The following is an 11,488-nucleotide window of genomic DNA, read 5'->3' as shown; positions in this document are numbered from 1 at the left end:
AAATCAGACTCTGCGGTATTCCAGACAAACCGTGGAGGCAGGATTTACGACTGCTTCGCAGCCGAACGCAGGCTTCGCCAGCTGCTACAAGGACGCAGGCTTCGCCAGCTGCTACAATGCCGGCCTTTCGTGGAGAACAGACCTTTATGCCAACGTCCTTTCTAGAAATTGTTGAGTTGCCTGACGGCCGTATCGAGCTGCGCAGGGCTGAGGACGAGGGTTCTCTGGTTACTTTGAATTTTTCCGAAGATGCCAAAGCGTTTCTGCAAGGTCAGCACGTTGAAGTGGCCAAGGCCATGTTGAGCGTTGGTGTGCAGATGGCTGGACGTCTGGTTGAAGGCGAATTTGAGAGAGAAGACGGGCCACGGATTCTTCACTGAGTCCGTTTGTCGGTTTTTTTGGTGCAATTCGTTGCTTCAAATCGGCTTCTCTATTCTTGAGAAGCCCTATGGTATTCAAGTTTCGTTACAGTCCTGTTGATCAACCCAGACGAATATTCAGGCTTTGCGCGTCCCCTGTGCGGGCAGCGCTGATCAGCTGTTGCCGTGCGCTGGGCGCCAGTGGGTTGAGCCAGCTGACAACAGTGTGGCTGCGGCCCAGGCGCAACGCCTCGCAAGTCAGTTGCTGAGCGCTTTGTGTGCCTCGTGGTTGCAGCAGCAAAATCCGCTCGCGGTTCAATCCTGCGTCCCGTAGCCAGGCCTGGGTCAGGCTCGATGGCGGGGCAATCAGTGTCAGCCAGCGAGCGTCCTGGTCCTGGCTCAACTCTCTGAGAATAGGGGCCAGCAGGTTCAGGCAGTTCCCGGCTGCACCGCGTAACGACAGTTCACTGAAAGCTTCGGGCCCGGCGCTCCAGGGCGACTCGACCACGTCTTTGAGGATCGGGGCGAGTGGCTGCGCCATAAACGCCTCGAACAGTGACAGTTGTGCTTGCTGTGGTGTGTGTGGGAACTGCATAAAGCCTCCTTTAGCGGCGAATGACGCCGACACTCAAGCCTTCGATCACCAGGTCCTGATCTTTCAGGTTCACTTCGATAGGGGCGAACTCGGGGTTTTCGGCAATCAGCCAGACTTTGCTGCCTTCACGCTTGAAGCGTTTCACGGTGACTTCATCGCCGATCCGGGCAACCACGATCTGGCCATTGCGAGCTTCGCGAGTGGTATGTACAGCGAGCAGATCACCGTCGAAAATGCCGACGTCTTTCATGCTCATGCCGTGTACGCGTAGCAGGTAGTCGGCGCGAGGATGGAAGAAGGCAGGGTTGATGTTGCAGGATTCTTCGATGTGCTGCTGTGCGAGAATCGGTGCGCCGGCGGCAACCCGGCCGATGATCGGCAGGGTAGAGTCATCGCCTGCCTTGGCTTCGAAGCCTGGGATGCGAATTCCGCGGGAAGCGCCTGGCGTCATCTCGATTGCACCCTTGCGGGCCAGTGCCTTGAGGTGTTCTTCAGCGGCGTTGGGTGACTTGAAACCCAGCTCCTGAGCGATTTCCGCGCGAGTCGGCGGGTAGCCGTTGTCTTCGAGGCAGCGTTTGATAAAAGCCAGAATCTCAGCTTGGCGTGGCGTCAGTTTTAGCATTTCGATCGCTCTGTCTTTTTATACAGTGACTGGGATTATATACAGTGGATCGTTCTTGGCAATCCTCCTTTTTATCCAGTCCGCCGGGCGGTCGAATTGCAGCTGATCGTGCCATGAGTTACAGGACTGACTACACAGTCAGACTTGTGTGATTTAATAGGTGACTGACCGGCCGGAAAACGGACAGGCAGGCTTGACAAGGTAAAGTCTGAAACGTATGTTTCAAACAAGTGTTTGTCAGGCGGAGTAGCCATGGCCCAGTCCGAAACCGTTGAACGTATTCTCGATGCTGCCGAGCAGTTGTTCGCGGAAAAAGGGTTTGCCGAAACCTCATTACGGCTGATCACCAGCAAGGCCGGGGTTAACCTGGCGGCGGTGAACTATCATTTCGGTTCAAAAAAAGCGCTGATTCAGGCGGTTTTTTCGCGTTTCCTCGGTCCCTTCTGCGTCAGTCTCGATCGCGAGCTCGAGCGGCGTCAGGCCAAGCCGGACAACAAGCCGAGCCTGGAAGAACTGCTGGAAATCCTCGTCGAGCAAGCTCTGGTGGTTCAGCCACGCAGTGGCAACGACCTCTCTATTTTCATGCGTTTGCTGGGGCTGGCTTTCAGTCAGAGCCAGGGGCACTTGCGTCGCTATCTGGAAGACATGTACGGCAAGGTGTTCCGCCGCTACATGATGCTGGTCAACGAGGCCGCGCCGCGTATTCCACCTATCGAACTGTTCTGGCGCGTGCATTTCATGCTGGGTGCAGCGGCGTTCAGCATGTCGGGTATCAAGGCCCTGCGGGCAATTGCCGAGACCGATTTTGGGGTCAATACCTCGATTGAGCAGGTAATGCGTTTGATGGTGCCGTTTCTGGCGGCCGGTATGCGCGCTGAAACCGGCGTCACCGATGATGGCATGGCCACCGCACAGCTAAGACCGCGCAGTAAATCGACCCCAGCGGTCGCCAAGGTTTAGCCGCACACGGGTGGGCGCGACTGCTTACATCCGCTAAGCTAGCCGCCCATGCCGACTCCAGTTTTAGATCCGCTCCATATCCTCTGCGCCGGCCCTCTGTTGCCGGGCTTTGCCTGTGGCGATCCGGTCGTGCGTCTGCATCGGGCCGGGCTCATCGTTGATGTGCCGTGCGCGCATCCCGTTATTAAGGAATTTCTATGACATCTGGCCTGCAAGGCTCCTTGATGGTGGACGTCGCCGGTACCTGGCTGACGGCTGAAGATCGCCAATTGTTGCGCCAACCCGAAGTGGGTGGCTTGATCATTTTTGCGCGCAATATCGAGCATCCGCGCCAGGTGCGTGAGCTGAGTGCATCGATCCGCGCCGTGCGTGCGGACCTGCTGTTGGCGGTAGACCAGGAAGGCGGTCGGGTACAACGTCTACGCCAGGGCTTTGTGCGTTTGCCGGCGATGCGGGCGATTGCCGATAACCCCAATGCCGAGTATCTGGCCGAGCAGTGTGGCTGGATCATGGCGACTGAAGTGCTGGCGGTCGGCCTCGACTTGAGTTTCGCCCCGGTACTGGACCTGGACTATCAGCGCAGCGCTGTCGTGGGCAGTCGTTCATTTGAAGGGGATCCAGAGCGCGCGGCTTTACTGGCGGGAGCTTTTATTCGCGGAATGAACAGCGCCGGTATGGCTGCCACCGGCAAGCACTTTCCCGGTCACGGCTGGGCGGAGGCTGACTCCCATGTGGCCATACCGACCGACGAGCGCAGCCTGGAAGACATTCGCGCCAATGACCTGGTGCCGTTTGCCCGTTTGAGCAAACAGTTGGCGGCGGTGATGCCGGCCCACGTTATCTACCCTCAAGTCGATTCTCAACCTGCTGGTTTCTCTCGCCGTTGGTTGCAGGACATCCTGCGCGGTGAATTGCAATTTGATGGCGTCATCTTCAGCGATGACCTGTCCATGGCCGGTGCTCACGTAGTTGGCGATGCAGCGAGTCGAATCGAGGCGGCGCTGTCGGCCGGTTGCGATATGGGGCTGGTGTGTAACGATCGTGCGGCTGCCGAGCTGGCCTTGAGCGCCGCCCAGCGATTGAAGGTCACGCCGTCTGCGCGTATCGCGCGAATGCGCGGCAAAGCGTTCGCGACTAGCGAATACCGCCAGGATCCGCGCTGGCTGGCGGCCCTTGGCGCGCTCAAAGATGCCCAACTGATTGATTAAGGATTTTTGCAATGACGGTTTACGCGATTATTGGTGGCACTGGTCTCACTCAGCTTGAAGGCTTGAGCATTCGCCAATCGTTGCCGCTGGATACGCCGTACGGGACGCCTTCGGCGGACATCCAGTTTGGCGAATACGCCGGGCGTGAAGTGCTGTTTCTGGCGCGTCACGGCCATCCTCACCGTTTTCCACCGCATCAGGTGAATTACCGGGCCAATATCTGGGCCTTGAAACAGGCGGGTGCCGAGGCGATTCTGGCGGTCAACGCAGTGGGCGGAATTCATGCGGCAATGGGCACAGGGCATTTTTGTGTCCCCCACCAGCTCATTGATTACACCAGCGGTCGTGAACACACCTACTTTGCCGATGATCTTGAGCAGGTTACTCACATCGACTTCAGCTATCCCTACAGCGAACCACTGCGAGAGAAGCTGATCGCCGCGCTGGCGGCTGAGGGTTGTGCCTACAGCAGTCATGGCGTGTATGCCTGCACCCAGGGGCCGCGTCTGGAAACCGTAGCCGAGATCGCCCGACTGGAGCGTGATGGTTGCGATATCGTTGGCATGACCGGCATGCCGGAAGCTGCACTGGCTCGTGAGCTGGATCTGGCTTATGCCTGCCTGGCATTGGTGGTGAACCCGGCGGCGGGCAAGTCCACCGCGGTGATCACCATGGCCGAGATCGAGCAAGCGTTGCAGGACGGTATGGGTAAGGTTAAATCGACCCTGGCGCGGGTGTTGGCGGGCTGAGTTGTAGGAGCAGAGCTTGCTCCGGGCCGCGTTCCGACGATGACGATCTCAAGGACGCCATCGCCGGCAAGCCGTGCTCCTACAGGATGGCGGTATAACCGGCGCCGCTATCCTTTTGACTTATGCGGCAGCGGCGCAAACAACGCTTCAATATCCTCGCTCTGCAATTTCCAGTCCCCGGTCTTGCGTCCATCCAGCACTCCCGCCGCCAGGTCGGATTTTTCCTTTTGTAGATGCTGAATCTTCTCTTCGACGGTTCCGCGAGCAATCATCTTGTAGACGAATACCGGCTTCTCCTGACCGATGCGATAGGCGCGGTCGGTGGCCTGGTTTTCGGTGGCCGGGTTCCACCACGGATCGTAGTGGATGACGGTGTCGGCCTCGGTCAGGTTCAAGCCCACACCACCGGCCTTCAGGCTGATCAGGAAGATTTGCAGCTTGCCACTCTGAAATGCCTTCACCGGCGTGCGTCGATCCCGGGTTTGTCCGGTCAACAGTGCATAGGCGACGCCGCGGCGTTTCAGTTCCTCTTCGATCAGGGACAGCATCGAGGTGAATTGCGAAAACAGTAGAATGCGTCGACCCTCTTCGAAAAGCTCCTCGAGCATTTCCATCAAGCTGTCGAGTTTGCCGGACGAGCTGCCGCGCGCTGGTGGGGCCTCATTGACCAGTCGCAAATCACAGCAGACCTGACGCAGTTTGAGCAGCGCCTCGAGGATGATGATCTGGCTGCGGGCAACGCCTTTGCGGGTGATCTCGTCGCGGACTTTTTTATCCATGGCCAGGCGCATGGTTTCATAGACGTCACGCTGCGCTTCGTTGAGCTCGACCCAGTGGATGATCTCGGTTTTCGGCGGCAGTTCGGTGGCGACCTGTTCTTTGGTCCGGCGCAACAGAAAGGGTTTGATCCGGCCATTGAGATGCTGCAGCCGTACTTCACTGGCGCGCTTTTCGATCGGCACGCGGTAATCGCGATTGAAGGTCTTCACGTCACCGAGCCAACCGGGCAACAGGAAGTGAAACAGCGACCACAGTTCGCCTAAATGATTTTCCAGTGGCGTACCGCTCAAGCACAGGCGTTGCCGGGCATTGAGCTCGCGCGCGGCATGGGCAGCCTTGCTGTTGGGGTTCTTGATGTATTGTGCTTCATCAAGGATCAGAACATGCAGCGGCAGGGCGGCGAGACGCTCGACATCCTTGGGCAGCAGCGCATAAGTGGTCAGGATCAGGTCGTAATCCGTCAACTCGTCGAAGTGCTTTTTGCGCCCGGCACCGTACAGCGCCAGAATTTTGAGTTGCGGGGTGAAGTGCGCCGCCTCATCAAGCCAGTTGGGGATCAGGCTGGTGGGCATCACCACCATGCATGGCCGGTCCAGGCGTCCCGCGTTCTTCTCGCTCAGCACATGGGCCAGGGTTTGCAGGGTCTTGCCCAGCCCCATGTCGTCCGCGAGGATCCCGCCGACTTCCAGTTGCCGCAGCGACTGCATCCAGCTCAAACCTTCCAGCTGATAATGCCGTAGTGTGGCGTTCAGTCCGTCGGGTGCGGTCGTTGTGTAGTCTTTGATGTCCCGCAGACGCTGGGCGAAGGTGCGGATGTGGTCGCCACCTTCCCAGAGCAGCGGCAATTCCTCCAGTGGGTTCAGGCGCGTTGCATCGGCGCTGCTCAAGCGCAGGGTGGTTGTGCCGGGCTCTTGCAGATAAAACTCGCCAAGGGTCGCCAGCACCGGCTTCAAACGGCCGAACGGCAGGGCCACCTGTAATGGGCCGTGCTCGGAGTTGGGGCGGTTGGGGATGTTCACCAGAATCAGCTCGTCGTCGCGACGTTTGGCAAGCCGTTCCGGGTTGAGCAATTCGGTGTGCGAGCGCATCAGATTGAGCAGGATTGGCAGCAGGCTCAGCCGCTCGCCATTGACGATAATTCCCAGCTCAAGGTCGAACCAGTCCCGCTCAGGTGCTTCTTCAACTGTGGCATACCAGTCATCGACGGCCGTCAGATCAAAGCCGAAGTCCTCATCGATCTGCAGCTCCCAGCCTTGGCTGCGCAGCTTTGGCAGCTCATTGAGGGTGAGGGTCAGCCAGGCGCTGTCGTTGACCATCTCAAACAGTTCGCCGGCGCTTTCCGGGAGTGCCTTGCTTTGTCGGGTAGCGATCTTGAAACCCAGGATTCGAAGCTGTTCGCGATAGGCGTTTTCGACTTCGGGATGGCGTTTGATCCGCAGTGTTTGCTGCTCCTGGCGAATCAGGATGTCAGCATTCTTCTGGCCACTGACGTATTCATCCAGATAGTTGAAAGAGAGGGCGGCGCGATGCTGGATGTAGCGCTGCATTTTGCCGTTGCGCGGCTCGAAGGCGCTGAACTCAATGCTCGCAAGCCACAGACGCGGAACCGGTTGCACGTTATCCACTAACAGTTGTGGCAAGGCGGCCGGGCTACGGTTTTCCAGAACAGCCTGAAGCTTTTCCAGCAGTTCGGCATCTTGTGCGGCGGCCGGGTAAGCGAGGGTTTCCTGCACTTGCAGCAACACCGCCGCGCAGTGCTTGCAGTTGCTGCGGACCGGGCAGGTGCAGGTGGCATCGACCATCAGCAAGGTGCCTTTGGCTGACTCGCGCAAGCGAATGGTCTGACGGTAAACGTTGCCACCTGAGCCTTCGCAGCTGGCGGTGATCGTACTGTCGCCGGCCTGGATGATTCTGGCGCGCTTTTCCAGGGCGTAGCGGCGTCCACGCTCCAGGCTTTGTTCTTTGAATCGACTGACCCAGGAAGGTGCCAGAGGTTTGGTCAGGGTCGGGGACATAGGGACTTCAGTCAGTCCGGAATTTCAAGAGGGATTGGTGGCTTGGCCGGCGCCGAAAGCGAAGTGATCTTGATCAGCAGGCCCAGATGCCCGTTGTCGAGAAAGTTGAGTTGGCCATTTTTGGTGTGGCTGTTCTGCTTCAGTTGTTCGCTGGAGGTCACCAGGCCGTTGCTGTTGATCTGATTGATCCAGAACTCCGCGTCGACGTCGGTGAAACGTCCCAGTTTCAGGTTAAGCGTGCCCTCGATCGGGAATTGGCCGTATTGCTCCTTGCCAGCGCTGACCGCGATTTTGCTTGGCTCATCGTCCAGTTTTTGTTGCCAGGTTTTATGCAGCAGCACCGTGTAATCGCTGTTCGCCGCGAGCTTGGAGGCTTCGCTGTTGAGACTTGGCGAGCGTTCGTCTTGCGGTGCGATGCGCTGGGCGCCAGCTGCCCAGTCTTCCGGTGCGGCTCGGCTGGCGATCGCCGGCACTGCGTTCTGGCGGATCAGGATCATTTCAACCAGATACAGGTTGTCGGCAAACGCCATGGGTGCGACCAGTGCCAGAAGCAAGGTCAGTGAGCGAAACAGGCGCATTCGGCGTCCTTCAAGCAGTTTTCGGAATGAGGCGCTCGAACAGCGCCTCCAATGTATTGAAACGCTCTTGCGCAGTTTCCATCGGCACCATGAATTTGAACAGCGTGGCGCCTTCGAATTTGTAGCGGTTGGGTTGGCCCTGGATCAGCTTGATCAGCACCAGTGGGTCGACCGGAGTTTGCGCCGCGAACTCGATACGACCGCCTTGCGGGCCGCCGTCGACCTTTTTGATGCCGAGCTGTTCGGCCTGCAGTTTGAGCAGGGTCAGGCGCACCAGATTCTTGGTCGGCTCCGGGAGCAGGCCGAAGCGGTCGATCATTTCCACTTGCAGATCTTTCAGGCCTTCTTCGTCGGTGGCTGAGGCGATGCGCTTGTAGAGAATCAGCCGCGCGTGGACGTCGGGCAGATAGTCTTCGGGAATCAACGCAGGCAAGCGCAGGTTGATTTCCGGGCCGCCGCCTAGCGGCTGATCGAGGTTTGGCTGTTCACCCTTGCGAATGGCTTTGACCGCACGCTCGAGCATTTCCATATACAGCGTAAAGCCGACCGCTTGAATCTGGCCGCTCTGACCGTCGCCGAGCAATTCGCCGGCACCGCGAATTTCCAGGTCATTGGTGGCAAGCACGAAGCCTGCGCCGAGATCCTGGGTGTTGGCGATAGCTTCCAGGCGCTTTTCCGCGTCCGGAGTGATTTGCTGGCGTGGTGGTGTCAGCAAGTAGGCGTAGGCCTGGTGGTGACTGCGACCGACCCGGCCGCGCAGCTGATGCAATTGAGCCAGACCGAATTTGTCGGCGCGCTCGATGATGATGGTGTTGGCGCTTGGCACGTCGATACCGGTCTCGATGATGGTCGAGGCGATCAGGACGTTGAAGCGCTTGTGATAGAAGTCGCTCATCACTTGTTCGAGTTCGCGTTCACGCATCTGCCCGTGGCCGATGCCGATCCGTGCCTCCGGCACCAGCTCGGCGAGGTCGGCGGCGCATTTCTCGATAGTCTTCACGTCGTTGTGCAGGTAATAGACCTGGCCGCCACGCAGCAGCTCGCGGAGCAGGGCTTCCTTGACTGTGCTCTTGTTCTGCTCCATGACGAAGGTACGTACCGACAGGCGACGGGCCGGCGGGGTGGCGATGATCGACAGATCGCGCATGCCCGACACGGCCATGTTCAGCGTTCGCGGAATCGGCGTGGCGGTCAGGGTCAGGATGTCGACCTCACTGCGCAGGGCCTTGAGCTGTTCCTTCTGACGGACACCAAAACGGTGCTCTTCGTCGATGATCACCAGCCCGAGGTTTTTGATCTTCACGTCGTCTTGCAGCAGCTTGTGCGTGCCGATGACGATGTCGATCTTGCCTTCGGCGAGGTCGGCGACCGCGGCGTTCACTTCCTTGGTCGACTTGAACCGGCTCATCACTTCCACGCTCACCGGCCAGTCGGCGAAGCGGTCGCGGAAGCTGTTGTAGTGCTGCTGGGCGAGCAGGGTGGTCGGCACCAGGATCGCTACCTGACGACCGCCGTGCACGGCGATGAATGCCGCGCGCATCGCCACTTCAGTCTTGCCGAAGCCCACGTCGCCGCAGACCAGGCGATCCATGGGTTTGGGGGCGAGCATATCGGCGCGCACCGCGTCGATGGTGGTTTGCTGGTCCAGGGTTTCTTCGAACGGGAAACCGGCACTGAAGGTGACGTAATCGGCTTTCGGGTCAGCGAAGGCGTAACCCTCGCGCGCCGCGCGACGGGCATAGATGTCGAGCAGTTCGGCAGCCACGTCGCGGACTTGCTCGGCGGCTTTGCGTTTGGCTTTCTGCCAGGTTTCCGAGCCCAAGCGGTGCAACGGGGCCAGGGCATCGTCGCTGCCGGTGTAGCGGGCGATCAAATGCAGGTTGGCTACCGGCACGTAGAGCTTGGCACCTTCGGCGTAGGCGAGGGTCAGGAATTCGGCGACCTGATTATCGATTTCCAGCGTCGCAAGGCCCAGGTAGCGGCCGACGCCGTGATCGATATGCACGACCGGCGCACCGTCACGCAGCTCGGTGAGGTTTTTGATGACCGCGTCGTTGTTGCCGTCGGCGCGCTTTTCCCGGCGGCGACGCTGCATCACGCGCTGACCGAACAGCGGGCTTTCGGCAATCAGCGCCAGTGAAGGATCATCCAGCACCAAGCCTTCGTCCAACGGTGCGATAGTGATTGCCAAGCGATGTTTACTGGCGACAAAGTCCGGCCAGTTGTCGACGGTTTTCGGGCGCAGCTTCAGCCGTTCAAGCAGCTCCAGCAACACTTCGCGGCGACCGGCGGATTCGGCGGTAAACAGCACGCGGCCGGGAAACTCATCAAGGAAGCCGGCCAGCGCTGCCAATGGCTGATTGGCCTTGGCTTCGATAGCAAGATTGGGCAATGGCTGGGTCGGGAAGCGTTCGCGGCCGACTCCGGTTTCTATGTCCTGCTGGCTGGCGACGACGCGCGGCCAGTTTTTCAGGCGCGCAAAGCAGTCTTCCACCGGCAGGAACAGCTCGGCCGGTGGCAGCAATGGGCGCGACGGATCGACGCGACGCTCTTCGTAGCGGTTGCGCACATCGTTCCAGAAATTCTCGGCGGCCTGTTCGATGCCCGGCAGGGAAAACACCTGGGTGTCCTGGGGCAAATAGTCGAACAGGGTCGAGGTTTCGTCGAAGAACAGCGGCAGGTAGTACTCGATACCGGCCGGAGTAATGCCGCTACTCAGGTCCTGAAAGATCGGGCAGCGACGGAAGTCGACATCGAAACGCTCCCGGAAGCGCGCCTTGAAGCGCGTGACCGCATCCTTTTGCAGCGGAAACTCCCGCGCCGGCAGCAGCCGCACTGATTCGACCTTGTCGATGGAACGCTGGTTTTCCGGGTCAAAGGTGCGCAGGGTCTCGATTTCGTCATCGAACAAGTCGATGCGGTAGGGCAGTTTGCTGCCCATCGGGAACAAGTCGATCAGTGCTCCGCGGACCGCGAACTCGCCGTGCTCGTACACGGTATCGACGCAGCGGTAGCCACTGGCTTCCAGTCGTGTACGCATCTGCTCGACATCGAGCTTCTGGCCGATATCCAGTACCAGGCTGCTGCCGAGCAGGAATTTGGTCGGCGCCAGGCGATGTAGGGCCGTAGTGATCGGCACTACCAAAACGCCATGACTGAGCTCCGGCAACCGATACAGGCTGGCGATGCGCTGGGAAATGATGTCCTGATGCGGCGAAAACAGGTCGTATGGCAGGGTTTCCCAGTCCGGGAAATGCAGGACCGGCAAATCAGGCGCGAAGAAACTCAGCTCCTGTTCCAGCCGTTCGGCACTTTGGCTGTCGGCGGTCAGTAACAGGGTGAAGCGCTTGGCAGCGCTGGCAGCCTCGGCAATAGCCAGGCTCAGGGCCGCACCGGGCAGGTTGCCCCAGTGCTGTTTACCTGCGGCGGCAGGGAGTAGCGGTAGACGCAGAACGGGCACGGAAGGTTCAGCTCCAAGCGTTGCGACAAAGTCGACAATTGTAGCGGGCGAAGGTGCCAGCTGTCAGTTGCAGACTGCCAAACGAAGGGCGAAAACCACGTCGCGACAGGCGCGCATTGATCCGGCGGTGAGTCGGCGGCATAATGTAGCCCCTTTTTTCTG

At 59.3% G+C, this 11,488-nt stretch carries 9 protein-coding genes; 4 read left to right on the top strand and 5 right to left on the bottom strand.

Going from position 1 to position 11,488, the window contains the following annotated elements:
• The first annotated feature begins 146 nt into the window (after positions 1-146).
• Positions 147-380, top strand: a complete 234-nt coding sequence (locus AC07VR_RS22840; RefSeq protein WP_495012621.1) for a hypothetical protein — start codon at positions 147-149, stop codon at positions 378-380.
• A gap of 100 nt (positions 381-480) precedes the next feature.
• On the opposite strand, the gene sulA is transcribed toward AC07VR_RS22840, so the two are convergent.
• Both sulA and lexA read right to left on the bottom strand, forming a co-directional pair.
• Positions 481-954, bottom strand: a complete 474-nt coding sequence (sulA, locus tag AC07VR_RS22835) for an SOS-induced cell division inhibitor SulA (RefSeq protein WP_495012614.1) — start codon at positions 952-954, stop codon at positions 481-483.
• 10 nt (positions 955-964) lie between these two features.
• Complete coding sequence (lexA, locus tag AC07VR_RS22830; protein ID WP_494992302.1) at positions 965-1,576, bottom strand: transcriptional repressor LexA; 612 nt, start codon at positions 1,574-1,576, stop codon at positions 965-967.
• A 252-nt stretch (positions 1,577-1,828) separates the two neighbouring features.
• Between lexA and AC07VR_RS22825 the strand changes: the two genes are divergently transcribed.
• From AC07VR_RS22825 to AC07VR_RS22815, 3 genes are all read left to right on the top strand, one after another.
• Positions 1,829-2,536: a TetR/AcrR family transcriptional regulator gene (locus AC07VR_RS22825; protein WP_494992301.1), complete on the top strand. Its 708-nt coding sequence runs from the start codon at positions 1,829-1,831 to the stop codon at positions 2,534-2,536.
• Between the two features lie 209 nt (positions 2,537-2,745).
• Entirely contained in the window at positions 2,746-3,744 is a 999-nt protein-coding gene (gene nagZ, locus AC07VR_RS22820) for a beta-N-acetylhexosaminidase (protein WP_494992475.1), read from the top strand.
• A gap of 11 nt (positions 3,745-3,755) precedes the next feature.
• Positions 3,756-4,493, top strand: a complete 738-nt coding sequence (locus AC07VR_RS22815) for an S-methyl-5'-thioinosine phosphorylase (protein WP_495012613.1) — start codon at positions 3,756-3,758, stop codon at positions 4,491-4,493.
• A 107-nt stretch (positions 4,494-4,600) separates the two neighbouring features.
• Here the strand turns inward: AC07VR_RS22815 and AC07VR_RS22810 are convergent, their stop codons facing one another.
• The 3 genes from AC07VR_RS22810 to mfd are packed head-to-tail and all read right to left on the bottom strand — an operon-like array spanning position 4,601 to position 11,326.
• Positions 4,601-7,288 (bottom strand): DEAD/DEAH box helicase, encoded by a 2,688-nt coding sequence (locus AC07VR_RS22810; RefSeq protein ID WP_495012612.1) that lies wholly within the window; start codon positions 7,286-7,288, stop codon positions 4,601-4,603.
• An 11-nt stretch (positions 7,289-7,299) separates the two neighbouring features.
• Entirely contained in the window at positions 7,300-7,866 is a 567-nt protein-coding gene (locus AC07VR_RS22805; RefSeq protein ID WP_495012611.1) for a CsiV family protein, read from the bottom strand.
• Between the two features lie 10 nt (positions 7,867-7,876).
• Positions 7,877-11,326, bottom strand: a complete 3,450-nt coding sequence (gene mfd, locus AC07VR_RS22800; protein ID WP_494992297.1) for a transcription-repair coupling factor — start codon at positions 11,324-11,326, stop codon at positions 7,877-7,879.
• Between the last annotated feature and the right edge of the window lie 162 nt (positions 11,327-11,488).

The sequence above is a fragment of the Pseudomonas sp. GW821-FHT02H09 genome, from assembly GCF_059421425.1.
Note: the sequence above shows the minus strand (reverse complement) of the source record. Positions and strands in the feature narration are given on the sequence as shown.